General features: G+C 72.7%; 21 protein-coding genes. 13 read left to right on the forward strand and 8 right to left on the reverse strand.

The window, feature by feature from the left end; genetic code table 11:
* Position 1 precedes the first annotated feature (1 nt).
* From D6B71_RS12705 to D6B71_RS12715, 3 genes are read right to left on the reverse strand one after another with little or no spacing between them, the layout of a single operon-like run.
* The gene (locus D6B71_RS12705; RefSeq protein ID WP_121255607.1) at positions 2-691 is read right to left on the reverse strand and encodes a 2'-5' RNA ligase family protein; all 690 of its coding nucleotides are present in this window, start codon (positions 689-691) and stop codon (positions 2-4) included.
* 13 nt (positions 692-704) lie between these two features.
* Positions 705-1,493, reverse strand: a complete 789-nt coding sequence (locus D6B71_RS12710; RefSeq protein WP_121255609.1) for an EAL domain-containing protein — start codon at positions 1,491-1,493, stop codon at positions 705-707.
* Positions 1,494-1,541: 48 nt separating this feature from the next.
* Complete coding sequence (locus D6B71_RS12715; RefSeq protein ID WP_121255611.1) at positions 1,542-4,196, reverse strand: putative bifunctional diguanylate cyclase/phosphodiesterase; 2,655 nt, start codon at positions 4,194-4,196, stop codon at positions 1,542-1,544.
* A gap of 88 nt (positions 4,197-4,284) precedes the next feature.
* Between D6B71_RS12715 and D6B71_RS12720 the strand changes: the two genes are divergently transcribed.
* Genes D6B71_RS12720 through D6B71_RS12730 form a run of 3 tightly spaced genes read left to right on the forward strand, consistent with a single transcriptional unit; the run spans position 4,285 to position 6,616 of the window.
* Positions 4,285-5,061, forward strand: coding sequence for an exodeoxyribonuclease III (locus D6B71_RS12720; RefSeq protein WP_121255613.1), 777 nt, complete (start codon positions 4,285-4,287; stop codon positions 5,059-5,061).
* 47 nt (positions 5,062-5,108) lie between these two features.
* On the forward strand, positions 5,109-6,206 hold the full coding sequence (locus tag D6B71_RS12725; RefSeq protein WP_121255615.1) for a DNA recombination protein RmuC: 1,098 nt from the start codon (positions 5,109-5,111) through the stop codon (positions 6,204-6,206).
* Positions 6,203-6,616: a DUF6542 domain-containing protein gene (locus tag D6B71_RS12730; RefSeq protein ID WP_240641391.1), complete on the forward strand. Its 414-nt coding sequence runs from the start codon at positions 6,203-6,205 to the stop codon at positions 6,614-6,616. The genes D6B71_RS12725 and D6B71_RS12730 overlap by 4 nt, the downstream gene beginning before the upstream one ends.
* A gap of 12 nt (positions 6,617-6,628) precedes the next feature.
* Here the strand turns inward: D6B71_RS12730 and D6B71_RS12735 are convergent, their stop codons facing one another.
* Together D6B71_RS12735 and D6B71_RS12740 are read right to left on the reverse strand one after the other, a co-directional pair.
* The gene (locus D6B71_RS12735; protein WP_121255617.1) at positions 6,629-7,255 is read right to left on the reverse strand and encodes an L-threonylcarbamoyladenylate synthase; all 627 of its coding nucleotides are present in this window, start codon (positions 7,253-7,255) and stop codon (positions 6,629-6,631) included.
* A 15-nt stretch (positions 7,256-7,270) separates the two neighbouring features.
* A complete protein-coding gene (locus D6B71_RS12740; protein ID WP_121255619.1) occupies positions 7,271-8,272 on the reverse strand; it encodes a 4-hydroxy-3-methylbut-2-enyl diphosphate reductase in 1,002 nt (333 codons plus the stop codon).
* Positions 8,273-8,341: 69 nt separating this feature from the next.
* On the opposite strand from D6B71_RS12740, the gene xseA reads away from it, so the two are divergent.
* Entirely contained in the window at positions 8,342-9,604 is a 1,263-nt protein-coding gene (gene xseA, locus D6B71_RS12745; RefSeq protein ID WP_121255620.1) for an exodeoxyribonuclease VII large subunit, read from the forward strand.
* Positions 9,597-9,836: an exodeoxyribonuclease VII small subunit gene (locus tag D6B71_RS12750; RefSeq protein WP_121255622.1), complete on the forward strand. Its 240-nt coding sequence runs from the start codon at positions 9,597-9,599 to the stop codon at positions 9,834-9,836. Before xseA ends, D6B71_RS12750 begins: the two co-directional genes overlap by 8 nt.
* Positions 9,837-9,840: 4 nt before the next feature.
* Here D6B71_RS12750 and D6B71_RS12755 read toward each other — a convergent pair whose 3' ends face one another.
* Positions 9,841-10,398, reverse strand: coding sequence for a DUF4245 family protein (locus tag D6B71_RS12755; RefSeq protein WP_164519649.1), 558 nt, complete (start codon positions 10,396-10,398; stop codon positions 9,841-9,843).
* Between the two features lie 133 nt (positions 10,399-10,531).
* Between D6B71_RS12755 and D6B71_RS12760 the strand changes: the two genes are divergently transcribed.
* The 5 genes from D6B71_RS12760 to glpX are packed head-to-tail and all read left to right on the forward strand — an operon-like array spanning position 10,532 to position 14,542.
* Positions 10,532-10,927: a TOBE domain-containing protein gene (locus D6B71_RS12760; protein WP_121255626.1), complete on the forward strand. Its 396-nt coding sequence runs from the start codon at positions 10,532-10,534 to the stop codon at positions 10,925-10,927.
* Positions 10,924-11,673, forward strand: coding sequence for a molybdate ABC transporter substrate-binding protein (gene modA, locus D6B71_RS12765; protein WP_206051732.1), 750 nt, complete (start codon positions 10,924-10,926; stop codon positions 11,671-11,673). The genes D6B71_RS12760 and modA overlap by 4 nt, the downstream gene beginning before the upstream one ends.
* Positions 11,673-12,485 (forward strand): ABC transporter permease, encoded by an 813-nt coding sequence (locus D6B71_RS12770; protein ID WP_121255628.1) that lies wholly within the window; start codon positions 11,673-11,675, stop codon positions 12,483-12,485. The genes modA and D6B71_RS12770 overlap by 1 nt, the downstream gene beginning before the upstream one ends.
* Positions 12,482-13,456: an ABC transporter ATP-binding protein gene (locus D6B71_RS12775; protein ID WP_121255630.1), complete on the forward strand. Its 975-nt coding sequence runs from the start codon at positions 12,482-12,484 to the stop codon at positions 13,454-13,456. The genes D6B71_RS12770 and D6B71_RS12775 overlap by 4 nt, the downstream gene beginning before the upstream one ends.
* Positions 13,457-13,495: 39 nt before the next feature.
* On the forward strand, positions 13,496-14,542 hold the full coding sequence (glpX, locus tag D6B71_RS12780) for a class II fructose-bisphosphatase (protein WP_121255632.1): 1,047 nt from the start codon (positions 13,496-13,498) through the stop codon (positions 14,540-14,542).
* Here glpX and D6B71_RS12785 read toward each other — a convergent pair.
* Positions 14,507-15,352: an alpha/beta fold hydrolase gene (locus D6B71_RS12785; protein WP_121255634.1), complete on the reverse strand. Its 846-nt coding sequence runs from the start codon at positions 15,350-15,352 to the stop codon at positions 14,507-14,509. The two genes, glpX and D6B71_RS12785, sit on opposite strands and share 36 nt — an antisense overlap.
* 123 nt (positions 15,353-15,475) lie before the next feature.
* On the opposite strand from D6B71_RS12785, the gene D6B71_RS12790 reads away from it, so the two are divergent.
* Positions 15,476-16,399, forward strand: coding sequence for an alpha/beta fold hydrolase (locus tag D6B71_RS12790; protein WP_121255636.1), 924 nt, complete (start codon positions 15,476-15,478; stop codon positions 16,397-16,399).
* A 55-nt stretch (positions 16,400-16,454) separates the two neighbouring features.
* On the opposite strand, the gene D6B71_RS12795 is transcribed toward D6B71_RS12790, so the two are convergent.
* Complete coding sequence (locus tag D6B71_RS12795; RefSeq protein WP_121255637.1) at positions 16,455-17,537, reverse strand: ABC transporter ATP-binding protein; 1,083 nt, start codon at positions 17,535-17,537, stop codon at positions 16,455-16,457.
* Positions 17,538-17,702: 165 nt separating this feature from the next.
* On the opposite strand from D6B71_RS12795, the gene D6B71_RS12800 reads away from it, so the two are divergent.
* Together D6B71_RS12800 and D6B71_RS12805 are read left to right on the forward strand one after the other, a co-directional pair.
* Entirely contained in the window at positions 17,703-19,028 is a 1,326-nt protein-coding gene (locus tag D6B71_RS12800) for an extracellular solute-binding protein (protein ID WP_164519650.1), read from the forward strand.
* A complete protein-coding gene (locus tag D6B71_RS12805) occupies positions 19,025-19,990 on the forward strand; it encodes a carbohydrate ABC transporter permease (RefSeq protein WP_240641392.1) in 966 nt (321 codons plus the stop codon). The genes D6B71_RS12800 and D6B71_RS12805 overlap by 4 nt, the downstream gene beginning before the upstream one ends.
* Position 19,991: the final 1 nt, after the last annotated feature.

The following is a 19,991-nucleotide window of genomic DNA, read 5'->3' on the forward strand; positions in this document are numbered from 1 at the left end:
ACTAGCTGGCCGCCGCCCCCAGCGGCGCGCGCAGCAGCTCGGTCGAGCGGGGTGGGCGGCATTCCAGCACCCGCTTCATCACCGAGACCGCGTCGACCTGCCACACCTGGCCGCGCAGGCCCTCGATCGCGGCCACCACGTCCTCGAGGTACGGCGCGGTGGTGGCGTCGTTGATGGTTCCCACCGGCACCCACGGCCGGAAGGTGCGCCGGTCCAGGAAGAAGCCGAGCCGCTCCACGCCCTGGTTGATCCCGCCGAACACCGCGCGCAGGCCGTCGACGTCGCCGTCGAAGCTCACCCACACGGCCCGGTCGCCCGGGAACTCCAGGGCCATGGCCCCGGCGATGCGCACCTCGACGCCGGCCAGCCCCTCCGCCAGCTCGGTGATCGCCCGGCAGAGCCGGTCGACCTCGCTGGTGGTGAGGTTCCCGAAGCTGGACAGCGGCAGGTGCAGCTGGTCGGCCGGCACCAGGTCCAGCTGCGGCGCCGGCTCGGCGGGCGCCGGTGGCGCCACGGCCGTCTCGACCCGCGGCCCCCGTGAACGTGCGAACAGGCCACGGCGCGACGGCGCCCCGGTCGCCGGCATCGGCTGCGGCTCCGGTTCGGGGACGGGCAGCGGCACCTCGGCCACCGCCGCGGCGATCGCCGCGGCGAGCGGCTCCGGCGGCAGCAGTGCGGCGTGCAGGTGCATGGCCCCTCCTCGTTCAGTCCTCGCTCGTGGCCGCGCTCCACCGTGACGGCGCACCCTCGGCGAGCCAGCGCCCCAGAGCGGCGGCGGACGCGGGGCGTCCGAGCAGGTAGCCCTGGCCGTAAACCCCGAGCGCGGCCAGGTGCTCGGCCTGCGCCGGCGTCTCGATCCCCTCCGCCACCGTGCGCAACCCGCACCGCTTCGCCAGCGCGACGACGCCGTCCACGATCGCGGTCGACCGCTCCTCGTGGGGCACGCCCGCCACGAAGGCCCGGTCGATCTTGAGCGTGGTCGCCGGCAGCCGCAGCAGGTAGGTCAGCGTGTCGAAGCCCGTGCCGAAGTCGTCGAGTGCCAGCGAGACGCCCGCGCGGTCGAGCTCCCACAGCCGCGCGAGCGGTGCCTGGTCGGTGGTCAGCAGCACCGACTCGGTGAGCTCCAGCGACAGCCCGACAGGGGGCAGGTCCGCGGCGGCCAGGGCTCCCAGCACGTCGTCGACGAAGCCGTCGTCGTGCACCTGGAGGGCGGACACGTTCACGAACACCGGCACCAGTCTGCCCAGCTCACGTCGCCAGGCTGCCGCCTGCAGCGCGGCCGTCCGCAGGACGCTGCGCCCGAGCGCCAGGATCTGGCCCGTGCGCTCGGCCTCGGCGACGACCTGCGCGGCCGAGGCCGGACTGCCCTCGGCGTCACGGAGCCGCAGCAGCGCCTCCGCGGCGACCACCCGGCCGTCCACGAGATCCACGACCGGTTGGTAGGCGAGCTGCACCTGCTCGCGATCGAGCGCTGCCCGAATCAGCTGCTCCACTTTCTCCTCCGTACGTCGGTTGGTCGAACAAGGCTGGCCACGCTGGACCTAGCCGGTGGTGCTGGAAAGTCGCTCGAGGTCAGCACGCGTGGGCTGGGCGCGGAGTCCGCCGCGCCGTTCCGCCGCGGACTCGACGACACTGGTGAAGAACTCCGAGACCGGCACCGGCCGTCCGATCCCGAACCCCTGGGCCAGATCGACGCCCTCCTCGCGCACCACCTCGAGGATCCGATCGCTCGTCACGAACTCCGCGATGGTCTTCTTGCCCAGGCCGTGGGCCATCTGCACGATCGAGGCCAGGATCGTGCGATCGCGGGAGTCGACGTCACACCCGGCGACGAACTCGCCGTCGATCTTCACGTAGTCGAACAGCAGGTGCTTGAGGTAGTAGAACGAGCCGAAGCCCGCCCCGAAGTCGTCGAGGGCGAAGCTGCAGCCCAGCTGCGTCAGCCGCTCCGCGAACCGGCGGGCCTCCTCGATGTGGGCGACGGCGGCGGTCTCGGTGATCTCCAGCACGAGGCCGCGGGGGTCGACGTTGTTGCGGCGCAACGCCGTGATCAGCTCGGCCTCGACCGCGGGGTCGCCGACCGACCGGCCGGAGAGGTTCACCTCGAGGTGGAAGTCCGGGTCGAAGGACTGCAGGTGCTCCAGGAGCGCCACGCTGTGCCGGATCACCCAGCGGTCGATCCGGGTGATCAGGTTGGAGCGCTCGGCGACGTAGAGGAACCGGGCCGGCGGGACCAGGTGGTCTTCCATCCGCATCCGCAGCAGGGCCTCGGCACCGCTGCGCTTCATCGTGTTCACGTCGAGGATCGGCTGCAGGTGCAGCTCGAAGGCGTCCTCGCGCAGCGCCTGCTCGATCTGGTCGGCCCAGTGCAGCCGGGCCGCCGTGCGGGGGACGTCGAAGCGCGTGGTGTCCAGCGTCGCGTACCGGTCGCGCCCGCCGTCCTTGGCGTCGTACAGCAGCATGTCGACGCTCGACATCACGTCGCTCACCGTCAGCTTGCTGTGCTTGAGCAACAGCACCCCGATGCTCGCGGTGACCCGATGCTGGGCCCCGTCCAAGGTGGAGACCTCCTCGCGGACCGCCTCGACCAGGTCGCGCGCGGTGAGCTCGGCCCCGACCGCGTCGGCCTCGGGCAGCAGCACGGCGAACTCGTCGCCGCCGAGCCTGGCCACCAGGTCGGTGGCGCGCAGCCGACGACGCAGGAGGTCGCCGAGCATCACGATGAGCTGGTCGCCGGCGGGGTGCCCGAGGGTGTCGTTGACCTCCTTGAAATGGTCGAGGTCGAGCATCATCACCGCGCCCCGGGCGCCGTAGCGCTGGCACCGGTCCAGGTGCCGCTCCAGCTCCTCCTCGAACCGCCGGCGGTTGGTCAGGCCGGTCAACGGGTCGTGGTTGGCCAGGAAGGTCAACCGGTTCTCGTAGCGCTCCTGCTCCGACATGTCCACGAAGTGCATGAGCACCGCGTCGCCGTCGAGGCCGCTGCCGGCCTGGCCCTCGGAGTCGTCGGCGGGCATCAGCGAGCTCGACACCGCCACCGGACAGGGGTCGCCGGCGGCACTGCGCAGCGACCAGCGGCTCTGCGCCCGGTTGCCGCTCGACAGCACCCGGTCGAGGTGCTCCTGGACGATCTCGCCGGCACCCTTCTCGACCAGCTCGGTGAGCGGCTGCCCGACCAGCACGTCCTCGCTGACGCCGGCCAGGTGGCACAGGGCGGGGTTGGCCCGGTGGACGACACCGTCGGGGGTCAGCACGGCGATGCCGTGCGGCGACTCGCTGAAGAAGCGCTCCGCGCGGTCGCGCTCGCGGGCGACCTGCCGGGCCCGTTGCCGCTCGCGAGAGACGTCACGTGCGAGCAGCAGCACCTCACGGTGCCCCGACTCCTCGTCGTCACTGCTGACGATGGGGCTGACCAGCACCTCCTGGTCGTGGCCGTTGGCGGTCGAGGTGAGCTCGGCACCGACCAGGTCGCCCTCGATCGCCTTGCTCACCAGCCGGCGCACGATCGGCAGGTTGCGGGAGCTGGCGAACTCGGAGAAGTTCTGCCCCTCGGCATCGCGCAGCCCCACCGCCCAGGCGCCACTGCCGGCGACGAGGCCGATCTGGAGGTCCTCGTCGAGGGTGACCAGCGCCGTCTCGGGGATGGTGTCGACGACGAACCGCCATCGCGCGTTGGCCTGCTCGAGCTCGCGCGAGAGCGCCGAGTGCCGGTCCCGGTCGATCCGCCACCGCACCACCACGTCCTGCACGGCCGGACCGACCAGCAGTGTGATCGCGCCCCACAGGACCGCCCGGGCGACACCGGCCGCGTCGTAGTCGGCCGGTGTCAGGACGGCGGGGGTCAACAGCAGGACGACGGTGAGCACCGCGACCAGCAGCAGATCGCGGCGGCGGCCGAACAGCGCGCACCACAGCACCGGCACGGCCACCAGCGGCAGCAGCGGCGAGGCGGGGCCACCGGTGGCGTGGAAGATCGCCGCGAGGCCGCTGGAGATCAGCACCACGAGCGTCGGCTCCAGCCAGGTGCGTCGCCGGCTGCGCAGGGTGCGGAGGAACAGCACCCCCGCGACACCGAGCAGGACCAGCGCGAGGACGGCCGACGCGGCGTGCACCTGGTACTGAGGCAGCAGCATCATGCCCAGACCGATCGCCAGGCAGGCGGCGAAGGGCGCCGCACCACGCAGTCCGGGACGTTCCACGAGGAGGGGATCGGCCGGTCGCGGCCCGACCTTTGCCTGTTGGGCGACCCGTCGTCGGACCGTCGGCGCTCCCTCCTAGGGTGGTCTGGTGCGGATCGCCACCTGGAACGTCAACTCCCTGCGCTCGCGGATCGGCCGGGTCGAGGCCTTCCTGGAGCGCCACGACGTCGACGTGCTCGCGCTGCAGGAGACCAAGGCCCGCGAGGACCAGCTGCCATTGATGGGCCTCCAGTCGATGGGCTACGAGGTGGCGGCCTGCGGCACCAACCAGTGGAACGGTGTGGCGCTGGTGAGCCGGGTCGGGCTCGACGACGTCGAAGTGGGCTTCCCGGGCATGCCCGGGTGGGGCGACCCGGTCGCCGCCGAGTCGCGGGCGATCGGCGCGACGTGTGGCGGGGTCCGGGTGTGGTCGCTCTACGTGCCCAACGGGCGCAAGCCCGACGACCCGCACTACGTCTACAAGCTCGACTGGCTGGCCCGGCTCCACGACGTCGCGACCGACTGGGTGGAGGGGCCCACGGCGCTGGTCGGCGACTGGAACATCGCCCCCCGCGACGAGGACGTCTTCGACATGGCCCAGTTCGCGCGCTCGACCCATGTCACCCCGCCGGAGCGGGCCGCCTTCCAGGCCTTCCTCGACAGCGGGTACGTCGACGTCGTGCGGCCGCACGCGCCGGGCCCGGAGGTCTACACCTACTGGGACTACTACCGGCAGCGCTACGAGCGCAATCGCGGGCTGCGCATCGACTTCGTGCTCGGCTCCCCCGCGTTCGCGGCCCGGGTGACGCACGCGTTCATCGACCGCGAGGAGCGGGCCGGCACCGGCGCCTCCGACCACGCACCGGTGGTCGTCGACGTCGTCTGACCTCCCCGGGCGGGCTCGATGTCGGTGGTTGCGGCGATGCTGGCCGCATGGAGACGACCACGTTCTGGGCCCTGGTGACCTGCCTGCTGCTCGGGGCTGCCCTCGGCGGCGTCGCCGGCGCGCTCTGGGGGCGCTCCCGGCCCGGCGGTGAGGACCGGATCGTCCGCGCCCTGGAGCAGCGGGCCGCCGACCACGCGGTGGTGCGGGAGGGGCTGGCCCGGCTCGGCGACACGATGCGCGACCTGGAGCACAACCGGGTGGCCTGGCAGAGCCAGTTCGCCCAGCAGGTCGACGACATGCGCCACACCACCGACACGCTGCGCCGCGAGACCCGGTCGCTCTCGACGGCGCTCCGCAAGCCGCAGGTGCGCGGCCGCTGGGGCGAGCTGCACCTGCGCCGCGCCGTCGAGCTGGCCGGGCTGGTCGATCGCTGTGACTTCTCCGAGCAGGTCCGCCTCGACGACGGCGCCCGCCGCCCCGACCTGGTCGTGCACCTGGTGGGCGGCCGGTGCCTGGTCGTCGACGCCAAGGTCCCCCTCGACGCCTACCTCGACGCCACCGCCAGCGACGACGACGACCTCCACGCCCACCACCTCGCCCGCCACGCCCGTCAGGTGCGCGGCCACATCGACACGCTCGCGGCGAAGGCCTACTGGCGGTCGCTGCCCGAGACTCCCGAGTTCGTGGTGCTGTTCGTGCCCGCCGAGTCGTTCCTGGCCGCCGCCCTCGAGACCGACTCCGCCCTCATCGAGTACGCCGCGGAGCGCCAGGTCGTGCTCGCCACCCCCACCACGCTGATCGCGCTGCTGCGCACGGTCGCCCACGGCTGGAGTCACGAGGCCCTCGCCGACCAGGCGCGCGAGGTGCACCGGCTGGGTCGCGACCTCCACGCGCGGCTCGGCACCCTGTCGGGCCACCTCGACGCGGTCGGGCGAAGCCTGAACGCCGCCGTCGGTCACTACAACGCGACGGTCGGCTCCCTGGAGTCGCGGGTGCTGGTGGCGGCCCGCCGCTTCGACGACCTCGGCGTCACCGACGCCGGTGTCGACGGACGCCTCGACGCCCCACGCTCGGTGGAGCTGCGCGCCGTCGACCGGCGCGCCGCCCCCGACGTCCCCGACGGCGGCTCTACGGTGGCGTCGTGAGCGAGGTGCACAGCCACCAGCAGCGGACCCTCTGGGAGGAGGGCCGGGCGAGCGCGCGCGAGGTGGTCACCCTCGGCGTGGCGGTCGCGCTCAGTCTCGCGGCTCTCGACCTGCTGCTCTTCGGCCAGCTCACCGTGCTGTTCGACCTGGCCTTCGTCGCGCTCAGCGTCGGGCTGGCCCTGGCGGTGCGCCCACGCGACTTCTTCACCGTCGGCGTGCTGCCGCCGCTGCTGATGCTCGGGCTGTTCGTGCTGCTCGGCGCCACCGACCCGGGCACGATCGCCCGCGCCGAGGACGGCGTCGTCCAGGCCGTGGTCTCCGGACTGTCGCACCACAGCGCCGCCCTGGTGGTCGGCTATCTGCTCTGTCTCGGCGTGCTGGCCCTGCGCCACCAGGTGGCCAACCGCTGACTCCGTCCCCGGCTACTCGGCCCCGAACCGGTCCGGGTCGCCGGCACCGCGGCGGACCACCTCGGGGGTGGCCTCCGACCAGTCAACGACCGTGGTCGGCTCCGCCGGCACGTCGCCCGCCTCGACCACGACGTCGACCTCGTGGTCGAGGTCCTCCTTGATCTCCCAGCCCATCGTGCGCGGCTCCGACTCGCCGGGCAGGATCAGCGAGCTGGTGAGCAGTGGCTCGCCGTGCAGCTCGAGCAGGGCCTGGTCGAAGACGTGGTCGGGGATGCGCACCCCGACCGTGCGCTTCTTGGGGTGCAGGAGCCGCCGCGGCACCTCCGGGGTGGCCGGGAGGATGAACGTGTAGGGCCCCGGCGTCGCGGCCCGGATGGCCCGGAACGCGGCGTTGTCGACCTTGACCAGCTGGCCGAGCTGGGAGAAGTCGCGACACATCAGGGTGAAGTGGTGGCGGTCGTCGAGCCCGCGGATGCGCAGGATCCGGTCGCGCCCGTCGCGGTTGCCGATCCGGCAGCCCAGCGCATAGCCGGAGTCGGTCGGGTAGGCGATCAACGCGTCGTCGCGCAGGGCGTCGACGACCTGCTGCAACAGCCGGGGCTGGGGGTTGTCGGGGTGGATGTCGAGGAAGCGGGCCACGACCCCACTCTAGGGTCAGGAGCGGCCGGCGGCCTTGAGGTCGCGGCGCAGCTCCTTGGGCAGGGCGAAGATGAGCGACTCCTCGGCGGTCTGCACCGCACGCGCGTCGGGGTAGCCGCGCTCGGCGAGGAACGAGAGCACCCCCTCCACCAGCGCCTCCGGGACGCTGGCGCCGGAGGTGACGCTGACCGTGCGGACGCCCTCGAGCCAGGACTCCTGGATCTCGGAGGCGTCGTCGACGCGGTAGGAGGTGCGCGCCCCCGCCTCGAGGGCGACCTCGACCAGGCGCACGGAGTTCGAGGAGTTGCCCGAGCCGACCACGATCACCAGGTCGGAGTCGCGGGCGATCTCCTTCACGGCCAGCTGACGGTTCTGGGTGGCGTAGCAGATGTCGTCGCTCGGCGGGTCGAGCAGCGCGGGGAACCGCTCGCGGATGGCGGCCACGGTCTCGAGTGTCTCGTCGACCGACAGCGTGGTCTGGGAGAGCCAGGCCACCCGCTCGGGGTCACGGACCACGATGTCGGCGACGTCGGCGGGGCTCTGCACCAGCTGGATGTGCCCGGGAGCCTCGCCGGCGGTGCCCTCGACCTCCTCGTGCCCCTCGTGGCCGATCAGCAGGATGTCGTAGTCCTCGGCGGCGAACCGCTTGGCCTCGTGGTGCACCTTGGTGACCAGCGGGCAGGTGGCGTCGATGGTCTTCAGCGACCGCTCCTCGGCCTGGCGGTGCACCTCGGGCGAGACGCCGTGGGCGGAGAAGACGACCGTCTGCCCCGCCGGCACCTCGTCGAGCTCCTCGACGAAGATCGCGCCACGCGACTCGAGGTCGGAGACGACGTGCTTGTTGTGCACGATCTGCTTGCGCACGTAGACCGGGGCACCGTAGAGCTCGAGCGCCTTCTCGACGGTGACCACGGCCCGGTCGACGCCGGCGCAGTAGCCGCGGGGCGCCGCGAGCAGGACGGCGCGATCGGCCTCCTCGACGGAGAGGACCGGGGGCGTGCCGAGGTCGATGGTCATGGGCTCAGTCTAGAAGGAGCCCGGTGGGGCGGCGATTCGCCGTCGGCGGCACCGCCTACCCTCACGTGCATGGCCCTGGAGACCTCCCCCGAGTCGCCGGCCCCGGTGCGGCAGATCGCCAACGCGATCGCCGGGTGGGTCGACCGGCTGGGTGCCGTCTGGGTCGAAGGCCAGGTGGCGCAGGTGAACCGGCGGCCGGGCGTCGGCACGGTCTTCATGACGCTGCGCGACGCCGTGGCCGACCTGTCGATCACCGTCACCTGCTCGCGCACCCTCTTCGACGGGCTGAACCCCCCGCTGGTCGAGGGAGCCAGCGTGGTCGTGCACGCCAAACCCTCCTACTACGCCAACCGCGGCACGCTCTCGCTCTACGCCCGCGAGATCCGGATGGTCGGCCTGGGCGAGCTGCTGGCCCGCCTCGAGCGACGCCGTCAGCTGCTGGCCGCCGAGGGCCTGTTCGCCGCCGAGCTCAAACGCCCGCTGCCGTTCCTGCCGACGCGGGTGGGCCTGGTCACCGCCCCGAAGTCGGCGGCGGAGCGCGACGTGCTCGAGAACGCCCGCCGCCGCTGGCCCGCCGTCGCCTTCGAGGTCGTCTACGCCGCCATGCAGGGCCCTCGCTCGTGCGCCGAGGTGATCGAGGCGCTCGAGCGGCTCGACCGCCACCCCGAGGTCGACGTGATCGTGGTGGCGCGAGGCGGCGGGTCGGTCGAGGACCTGCTGCCGTTCTCCGACGAGGCGCTGGTCAGGGCGGTCCACCGGGCGCGCACCCCGGTGGTCTCCGCGATCGGCCACGAGCCCGACTCGCCGCTGCTCGACCTGGTCGCCGACGTGCGCGCCTCCACCCCCACCGACGCCGCCAAGCTCGTCGTTCCCGACGTCGCCGACGAGCTGCGCGGTGTGGCGGCGTCCCGCGAGCGTCTCCGCTCCTGCCTGGCCGGGTTGCTCGCCCGTGAGCAGGCCGGCCTCGACGCGCTGCGCTCCCGTCCGGCGCTCGCCGACCCTCGCTCGCTGCTCGACGCCCGCGGCCAGGAGGTCGGCCTGCTCCGCGACCGGGCCCGCCGCACCCTCGGCCACGCGCTCGACCGCGCCGCCGACGACATCGGCCACCAGCGCGCGCGGGCGCGGGCGCTGTCACCGCTGGCCACCCTGCAGCGCGGCTACGCGGTGCTCCAGGACTCCGACGGCCACGTGGTCGGCTCGATCACGCAGGTCGCCGCCCGCCGCAAGGTCAGCGTCCGGGTCGCCGACGGGCGCGTGTTCGCCACCACCACCCGGGTCGAGTCGGCCGAGCAGCGACCGAGCCCGAGCACCGAGGAGGAGCCCGATGCCTGAGACCCCCGCCACCGACAGCGCCCCCGATGCGGAGACGCCGTCCTACGAGGCCGCCCGCGAGGAGCTGATCGACGTGGTGCGCCGGCTCGAGACCGGCGGCACCACCCTCGAGGAGTCGCTCGCGCTGTGGGAGCGGGGAGAGCTGCTCGCCACGATCTGCCAGCGCTGGCTCGACGGCGCCCGGCAGCGTCTGGACCGCGCGATCGACCCCGAGTCCGACTCCGAGGCGTGACCGGTCAGCGTGACCCGACGGTGAGCCGCTCCAGCAGGCCGAGCTGCTCGGCCTCCGGCGCGGAGCCGTAGACGATCACGGTCTGACCGGAGCCGGGCAGCTCCGCCACGAAGCCGTGGTCGCCGCCCTCGTCGGTCCAGTGCTGCCACCTGCCGGCCACCGAGCCGTCGACCTCCACGTCGTCCTCCCGGTCCGCGTGTTCGTCGACGAGCTCCGCGACCAGGTCTTCGGCGGAGTCGTCGCGCTGCCGGACCCCGACGAACTTCTCGTCCTCGGTCAGCAGGGAGATCCCCCACTCGGGGCGCTCGCCCTGGCGCAGCAGCACCCGGGTGGCCATCCAGCCCTCGGGCAGGTCACGCGGGTAGACCACGTCGACACCCGCGGCCTGTGCGGCCTCCGCAGCGGCCAGGTAGTCGTACGGCTCGGGGCGCACCTCGAGCTCCGCACGGAAGGTCGCCCGCCACACGACGAAGGCGAGCACCGCCACCACCGTGACCACCAGCGCCGCCACCAGGCCGTTGGTGCTGCGCGTGTAGCGCCCCGGCTTGCCCGTCTCACTCACGCGGCCCAGTTTCACAGTTGGCCCGGGCACCTCCGCCAGCACCCCCGCCGGCCCTCGTGGGCGACCAGGCACCGATCTCCGCATCCGCGGAGCATCTGTGGCGAATTCGACGCAGTTGCGGCACACTCTGCGGGTGACGACCTACCGGATCGCGGAGGCAGCCGAGCTGCTGGGCGTCAGCGACGACACGGTACGCCGCTGGGTCGAGGCCGGCCGGCTGCCGGCCGTCGTGGTCGACGGACGCACGGGAGTGCCCGGCCCCGACCTGGCCGCGTTCGCCGAGTCGCTGGCGCTCGAGCCCGACCGGGAGCGCACCCGCGCCGCCTCGGTGAGCGCCCGCAACCGGCTGGCCGGCATCGTCACCCGGGTGAAGAGGGACGCGGTGATGGCCCAGGTCGAGATGGTCTGCGGCCCCTACCGGATGACGTCGCTGATGAGCGCGGACGCCGCCGACGAGCTCGGCCTCGAGCCCGGCGTGCGGGCGATCGCCTCGGTGAAGTCGACGAACGTGGTCGTGGAGCGGCCGTGACCCACACCGGCCGGCGCTCGATCGTCTCGCTCGCCCTCGCACTCACCCTGCCGCTCACCGCGGCCGGCTGCGGTGGCGACGCCGAGCGAGGCACTCTGACCGTGCTGGCAGCGGCCTCGCTGACCGAGCCGTTCACCGAGCTCGCCGAGCGTTTTGAGGAGCAGCATCCCGACGTCGAGGTGCGACTGGCCTTCGACTCGTCGGCGACGCTGGCCCAGCAGGTCGTCGAAGGCGCCCCTGCCGACGTGCTGGCCACGGCCGACGGCGCCACGATGCTGACGGCGGCGGAGGCCCTGGACGCCGACCCGCTGGCGTTCGCGACCAACCACCTGGTCCTCGCCGTGCCGCGCGGGCCCGGACCGGTCGAGGGGGTCGCCGACCTCGCCGACCCGGACGTCTCCTGGGTGGCCTGCGTGCCGACCGCCCCCTGCGGCCGGGTCGCGGCGACGCTGCTCGAGCAGGGCCTGATCGCCGGTGAGCCGGTCAGCCTCGAGGTGGACGTGAAGGCGGTCCTGGCCCGGGTCGTGGACGGCGAGGCGGACGCCGGCCTGGTCTATGCCAGCGACGTGGTCACCGCCGGCGACTCCGTGCGGGCGCTGCCGCTGCCGGGTGCGGCGGACGAGCGCACCGTCCCGTCGGTCCTGGCCCTGCCCGGGGCACCCGGCTCGGCCCAGGACTTCGTCGACCTGCTGCTCTCGCGCGAGGGGCAGGACGTGCTGCGCGCCGCCGGCTTCGGGCCGATCTGATGCCGACCGCCGTCCGCGCCCCCTCCCCCGGCCGGCCGCCGCTGGTGCTGCTGGTGCCGGCCCTCGTCGCGGCCACGCTGCTCGTGCTGCCTCTGGTCGCCCTGCTGCTCGACACCCCGTGGCGCGGCCTCCTCGGCCAGCTCACGGAGCCGGCGGTGCGACAAGCGCTGTGGCTCTCCGCGCTCACCTCGCTGGCCACCGTGGCCGGCTGCCTGGTGCTCGGCACCCCGCTGGCCTGGCTCCTGGCTCGCGTCGAGTTCCGCGGACGGGCCCTGCTGCGGGCGGTGGTGACCGTGCCGCTGGTGCTGCCGCCGGTGGTGGCCGGTGTCGCCCTGCTGACCGCGTTCGGGCGCGCCGGGCTGGTCGGCGAACCCCTCCGGGAGGCGTTCGGCGTCACCGTCCCCTACACGACGCTGGCGGTGGTGCTCGCCCACACGTTCGTGTCGATGCCGTTCTACGTGCTGGCGGTCGAGGGCGCGATGCGCACCGCCGGGGGCCGGTACGACGACGTCGCGGCCACGCTGGGCGCCGACCGGTGGACGACGTTCCGCCGGGTGACGCTGCCGCTGGCGCTGCCCGGGGTGGTCTCGGGCGCGGTCCTGGCCTGGGCCCGCTCCCTCGGCGAGTTCGGGGCGACCATCACCTTCGCCGGCAACTACCCGGGCACGACGCAGACGATGCCGTCGCTGATCTACAGCACCCTCCAGGGCGACCCGGAGCTGGCCCGGACGCTGAGCATCGTGCTGCTGGCCGTCTCGGTGGTGGTCATCGGCGCGCTGCGGGGCCGGTGGCTGGTCGGAGCGGGCCGATGAGCCCCGGCCTGCGCGCCCGCGTCGAGGTGCCCGGCCGCCTGGTCGCCGAGCTCGAGGCCGCCCCGGGCAGCGTCACCGCGGTGATCGGCCCCAACGGCGCCGGCAAGAGCACACTGCTGGCGGCGCTGGCCGGCCTGGTGGGGGTCCGCGGCACCGTGGAGATGGGTGGCGAGAGCTGGACCGACCCGCCTCGGCCGGTGCGCCGGCGCCGGGTCGGCATGGTCTTCCAGGACCAGGCGCTGTTCCCGCATCTCGATGCCCTCGACAACGTGGCCTTCGGGCTGCGCAGCCGAGGGCTCCCGCGCCGTGCGGCAGCCGCGCGGGCCAGACCCTGGCTGGACCGGCTCGGCGTCGGCGACCTCGCCGGCCGCCGCCCCGCCGAGCTCTCCGGCGGCCAGGCCCAACGCGTCGCCATCGCCCGGGCGCTGGCGTCCGACCCGGTCCTGCTGCTGCTCGACGAGCCGTTCGCGGGGCTCGACGTCGGCGTCGCCAGCAGCCTACGGGTGGAGCTGGCCCGCCACCTCTCGTCGTACGCCGGGGTCACCCTGCTGGTCACCCACGACGCCCTGGACGCCTTGACGCTGGCCGACCAGGTGCTGGTGCTCGACGAGGGCCGGGTCGCTCAGCTGGGCGAGCCGCACGAGGTCGCGGCGCGACCGCGCACCCCGCACGTGGCACGGCTGGTCGGCCTGAACGTGCTGCGCGACGGCGACCGGTTCCGCGCGTTCCGGCCGAGCGCGGTGACGGTGTCGCTGCAGCAGCCGGCCGGGTCGGCACGGCACCGGTGGCACGGCACACTGCGCGGGATGGCCCGCCACGGCGATGCCGTGCGCCTCGAGGTCGCCACCGGCGCCGGGGGGCCGGGCCTGCTCGCCGACGTGACCCCCGCCGCGGCCGCCGACCTCGCACTCGAGCCGGGTCGCGAGGTGTGGCTCTCGGTCAAGGAGACCGCCGTCCAGGGCTACGAGTGACCTCGGTCACGAGGTGTGACCCCGGCTACCATGCGCCCCATGAGCCAGACCCCTGAGCCGGAGTCCGTCCACCCCGAGGCCGTCGACGTCGGGCCCGAGCGGCCCGACCGCAACCTCGCCCTGGAGCTGGTCCGGGTGACCGAGGCCGCCGCGATGGCCGCCGGCCGCTGGGTCGGCCGCGGCGACAAGAACGGCGCCGACGGGGTCGCGGTCAACGCGATGCGGGTGATGATCTCCACGATCGGCATGCAGGGCACCGTCGTCATCGGCGAGGGCGAGAAGGACAACGCGCCGATGCTCTACAACGGCGAGCGAGTCGGTGACGGCAGCGGACCGGAGTGCGACGTCGCGGTCGACCCGATCGACGGCACGACGCTCACCGCCAAGGGCATGAGCAACGCGGTGTCGGTGCTCGCGGTGTCTCCTCGCGGGTCGATGTTCGACCCGTCGGCGGTCTTCTACATGGAGAAGCTGGTCACCGGCCCCGAGGCCGCCGGGGTGGTCGACATCCGCTACCCCGTCGCCGAGAACATCCACCAGGTCGCCAAGGCCAAGGGCTCCCAGCCCGAGGACGTCACCGTGGTGCTCCTCGACCGGCCCCGGCACGCCCAGCTGGTCGAGGAGATCCGGGCCACCGGCGCGCGCATCAAGTTCATCACCGACGGCGACGTCGCGGGCGCGATCATGGCCGCCCGGCCCGACACCGGCATCGACCTGCTGCTCGGCGTCGGCGGCACCCCGGAGGGCATCATCGCCGCCTGCGCGATGAAGTGCGTCGGCGGCACCATCCAGGGCCGGCTCTGGCCCCAGGACGACGACGAGCGGCAGCGGGCCCTCGACGCCGGCCACGACCTCGGTGACGACGCGATCCTGACCACCGACCAGCTGGTCACCGGCGACGACTGCTTCTTCGTCGCCACCGGGATCACCGACGGCGAACTGCTGCGCGGGGTGCGCTACCGCGCCGGCGGGGCGACCACCCACTCGCTGGTGATGCGCTCGCGCAGCGGCACGGTGCGCTCGATCACCTCCGAGCACCGGCTGGGCAAGCTACGCGGATACTCCGCGATCGACTTCGAGCACTGAGCCGGCGCGCGCCGCGCTCCAGGCGCGCAGCCGCTCGGCCACCAGGTCGATGACGTGGGGGTCGACCGCCATGCCGACGTGGGAGGCGCTCACCTCGACCGCCTCGGCGGTCGGGTCGATGCAGGCGCGCCAATCGACGATGCCGTCGCGCTGGGAGTAGATCGTGGTGAAGTCGATGCCGGCTGGGACCGGCATCCGCGACTCCTCGAAGCTCTGCCGCGCACAGTGGCCACCGACGCACTCCTCGGCCATCAGGCCGGGCACGCCGGCTCGGCTCAGCCGCACCAGCACGCCCACGCTGCGCGAGAGCAGGCCGTGGTGGGCGCCGGGCGCGAGCATCGGGCTGCCGAGCGTGACCACGCCGGAGACCAGGTCGGGACGGCGCACCGCGATGCCCCGCGCGAGCATGCCGCCCAGGGAGTGGCCGACGATCTGCACCCGGCTCTCCCGGCGCAGGGCCAGGGACTCGAGCCGCTCCTCGAGCTGGGCGGCCGCGTCGAGGGTGCAGCCGACGTTGGCGTGGATGTGCGAGCGGTAGGTGCGCAGGCCGCGGCGCCGCAGCGAGCGGGACATCAGCGCCAGCGTGCCGTCACCGGCCATGAACCCCGGCACCAGCAGCACCGGGTCGGGCACGCGGTCGCCGGTGCGCAGGGCGTACGGCGTGGCGCGGCGCTCGCGTCGCTCGCCCCACGATCGCCGGGCGTAGCGCCCCGCCTCGAACACGAGGCTGCCCTCCCGCAGCAGCGCGGCGGCTGCCGGCGGGGAGAACCCGTCGGGGAGGAGGAACGGCGCGAGTGTGCTCGAGGTCACACCCGGGACCGTACCCGCGAACCGGGACCGTCACACGCGAACACCCGTAAAAGGTTCAATCGGAAACCGAATTGTGACAGTGGCGGTGTCACGGTCGGCGCGGCGGTGCGGTTCACTGGGACCATGAGCGCCGAGCCGAACCCCCTGCCCGTTGCCGCCTCCCGGGAGCTGTTCGCACCGGTCGGCCGGGGCGTGGAGCTGTGCTACCAGACCTTCGGCGATCCCGACGGCGACCCGCTGCTGCTGGTGATGGGGCTCGGCGGGCCGATGACCTGGTGGGACGCCGAGCTGTGCGAGATCCTGGCCCGCCGCGGGTTCTTCGTGGTCCGCTACGACAACCGCGACACCGGCCGCTCCTCGCGGATCCCCGGGCGGGTCACCCGGGCCACCCTGGTGCGCGCGGCCGCCGGCGGCCGGGTGCGGGCGCCGTACTCCATCACCGACCTGGCCGACGACGCGGTCGGCCTGCTCGACCACCTGGGCCTCGACTCCGCCCACGTGGCAGGGGTGTCGATGGGCGGCATGATCGTGCAGACGATGGCGATCGAGCACCCCGACCGGGTCCGCTCGCTGACCAGCATCATGTCCACCACCGGCAAGCGCACGGTGGGCTGGCAGCACCCGACGCTGCTGCCGGTGCTCCTCGGTGGCCGCGGTCCCTCCCGGGATGCCTACGTCGCCCAGAGCAAGCGGGTGTGGCGGCTGATCGGCTCGCCCGGCTATCCGCTCGACGACGCGGCGCTCGAGAGCCGGGCCGCCGAGACCTACGACCGCGGCGTCAGCGCCAGCGGCGTGCTGCGCCAGATGGTCGCGGTGCTCACCCAGCCCGACCGGGGTGCGCGGCTGCGGAGCCTGCGGGTGCCGTCGCTGGTGGTGCACGGCCTCGCCGACAAGATGGTGCACGCCTCCGGCGGTCGGGCCACGGCCGCCGCGATCCGCGGCGCCGAGCTGGTGCTGATCGAGGGGATGGGACACGACCTCCCGCCCGCCCTGTTCGAGGACCTGGCCGACGCGATCCGGCGCACCGCGGACCGCGCCCGGACGTGACCCGGATGTGAGAACAGGGCGGTGACCGTGGTCACCGCCCTGCCTCACTCACCGTTCAGTCGCTAAGCCGCTCGCCCGTCGCGGTGTCGAACACGTGCACGTTGCTCGGGTCGGTCGTGACGTAGACCGTCTCGCCCTTCTGCGGGTGGTGGCGGCCGCTGGTGCGGATGATCAGGTTGGCCGGCGTGCCCTCCACACCGCTGGTGCCGTAGACGAACGCGTCGGCACCGGTGTCCTCGACGACGGTGACCTGCACCGGCAGGCCCCCCTCGCCGTCACCGACGATGCGCCACGCCTCGGGCCGCACACCCACGGTGATGTTGCCCTGCATCCGCTTCGACGCGGTCGGGTCGACCGGCACGTGGTAGCCGCCGATCTTGGCCTGGCCCTGGTCGGCCACCGCCTCGAGCAGGTTCATCTGCGGGCTGCCGATGAACCCGGCCACGAACAGGTTGACCGGCTTGTCGTAGAGCTTCAGCGGGGTGTCGACCTGCTGCAGCACGCCGTCGAGCATGACCGCGACCCGGTCGCCCATCGTCATCGCCTCGACCTGGTCGTGGGTGACGTAGACGGTGGTGACGCCGAGGTCGGACTGGAGCTTGGCGATGTCGGTGCGGGTCTGCACGCGCATCTTCGCGTCGAGGTTCGACAGCGGCTCGTCCATACAGAACACCTGCGGCTGGCGCACGATCGCGCGACCCATGGCGACCCGCTGGCGCTGACCACCGGAGAGCGCCTTGGGCTTGCGCTCGAGGTAGTCGGTGAGGCCGAGCAGCTTCGCCGCCTCCTGGACGCGCTTCTTGCGCTCATCCACGGGCACCTTCGCCATCTTCAGCGCGAAGCCCATGTTGTCGGCGACGCTCATGTGCGGGTAGAGCGCGTAGTTCTGGAACACCATCGCGATGTCGCGGTCCTTGGGCGGGGTGTTCGTGATGTCGCGGTCGCCGATGAAGATCTTCCCGGCGTTGACCTCCTCCAGCCCGGCGAGCATCCGCAGGGTGGTGGACTTTCCGCATCCGGACGGTCCGACGAGGACCATGAACTCGCCGTCCCGGATCTCGAGGTCCATGCCTGGAACCGTCGGGGCGTCGTTGCCCGGGTACCAGCGCTGTGCCTTCTCGAAGGTGACTGTGGCCATGCTGACGTGCTCCCTCCACCGGCAGGTACGTGCCGGACGATCCGTCGTGAAGTGATTGCCGCCACCCTAGCCCTCCTCGCCGCGGCCGGTGGGAGCAATGGGTTTGAACCCGTCACGTTCGGGACACAGATGCGTCACACCGTCGATGACGACAGGGGGCAGGTCGTGGCTCGCAGACCCAGGTCCGTGCTCGGACGCCGCGCCCGGCGCCGCGGGGTGGGGCTGGCCGCCCTGGCCCTCGCCGCGCCACTGCTGGCCGCGTGCTCCGGCGACTCCGGGCCGCCGACCCTGAACTGGTACGTCAACCCCGACGGCGTCGACACCCTCGGCAAGCTCGCCGAGCAGTGCAGCACCGACGACTACGACATCGAGCTCCAACTGCTGCCCACCGGCGCCACCGACCAGCGCGTCCAGCTGGCCCGCCGGCTGGCCGCCAAGGACGACTCCACCGACCTGATGAGCCTCGACCCGGTCTTCGTCGCCGAGTTCGCCAACGCCGGCTGGCTCGAGGAGCTGCCCCAGGAGGCGGCCGACAAGGCGACCGAGGACGACGTCCTCCGCGGCGCCGCCGAGACCGTCACCTGGGACGACAAGGTCTACGCGTTCCCGCAGTGGGCCAACACCCAGGTGCTGTGGTTCCGCAAGTCGCTCGCCGAGCAGGCCGGGCTCGACATGAGCCAGCCGGTCACCTGGGAGCAGGTCATCGACGCCGCGAACGAGGCCGGCGGCAAGGTCGGCGTCCAGGCCAACAAGTACGAGGCGTACGTCGTGTGGATCAACGCGCTCGTGCAGGGCGCCGGCGGCCAGATCATCTCCGACAACGAGGCCGGCAAGGACGCCACCATCGAGATCGACTCCGAGGCCGGCCAGGCGGCCGCCGCGGTGATCGAGCAGCTGGCCGGCGCCGACGCCGCCCAGCCCGACCTGACGACGTCCAACGAGGGCAGCAGCCTGGGCTGGATGTACCCCGCCGAGGGACCCGGCGAGTTCATGGTCAACTGGACGTTCGTCTACAAGAACTACCAGGGGCTGGTCGACAGCGGCGAGATCACCCAGGAGCAGTTCGACGACCTGGGCTGGGCCCGCTACCCGGCCACGGTCGAGGGCGAGCAGTCCAAGCCGCCGGTGGGCGGCATCGACATCGGGGTCGGCGCCTTCAGCCAGCACCCCGAGTTCGCCCTCGAGGCAGCCGAGTGCGTCACCTCCGAGGAGGCCCAGGTCGCGCTCGCCGTCGACGAGGGGCTGATGCCGGCTCGCAACTCGGCGTACGACTCCCCCAAGCTCGCGGAGGCCTACCCCAAGGACCTGCTCGAGCTGTTCCGCGACAGTGTCGACACCGGCGGCCCCCGGCCCGAGAGCGCCTACTACGCCACGATCTCGGCCGCGCTGCAGAGCGTGTGGCACGCACCGACCTCGGTCGACCCCGACAGCACGCCGGAGGAGTCGGCCGACTTCCTGCGCGACGTCCTCGACGGAAAGGCGCTGCTGTGAGCACCAGTTACGTCGCCACCGCGGGCGAAGACGCCCAGGCCAAGAAGCGCGGCAAGAAGGGCGCCCCATCGGCAGACAGCGAGCGCTCCCGCGGCGAGAACGCGCTCGGCCGCAAGCTGGTCGCCCCGGCGATCGTGGTGATGCTGATCGTCACCGCGTTCCCGATGCTGCGGGCGCTCTACCTCTCGGTGTTCAACTACTCGCTGACCGCTCCCGAGGACCGCGAGTTCGTCGGCCTGCAGAACTACGTCACCGCGCTCACCGACCCGCTGTTCTGGCGCGACACCGGCGTCACGGTGCTCTACATGCTGGTGACCGTCGCGATCGAGCTGGTGATCGGCTTCGTGTTCGCGATGGTGATGCATCGGGTGGTCTTCGCCCGCGGCGTGATCCGCACCTCGATCCTGATCCCCTACGGCATCATCACGGTCGTCTCCGGCTTCGCCTGGCAGTTCGCGTTCAGCTACCAGAACGGCTTCGTCAACGGCTGGCTGCCGTTCCTCGAGGCCGACTTCAACTGGTTCGGCGACTCCACGCCCGCGATCATCGCGATCATGGTCTCCGAGATCTGGAAGACCACCCCGTTCATGTCGCTGCTGCTGCTCGCCGGGCTCGCCCAGGTCTCCGAGGACATGATCGAGGCCGCCAAGGTCGACGGGGCCACCTGGTGGCAACGGCTGTGGAAGGTGATCCTGCCCAACATGCGGGCCGCGATCATGGTCGCGGTGCTGTTCCGGGCGCTCGACGCCTACCGCATCTTCGACAACATCGCGGTGATGACCGCCGGCGCCGTCGGCACCGAGTCCATCTCGTTCCTGACCTACCGCCAGACCATCGAGCAGTTCCAGCTCGGCATCGGCTCGGCGCTGTCGGTGCTGCTGTTCCTCTCGGTGATCCTGATCGCGTTCTTGATCGTGAAGCTGTTCAAGGTCGACCTGGCCCAGGCCCGGCAGGAGAGTTGAG

This window comes from Nocardioides ferulae, assembly GCF_003660455.1.
GTDB lineage: Bacteria > Actinomycetota > Actinomycetes > Propionibacteriales > Nocardioidaceae > Nocardioides > Nocardioides ferulae.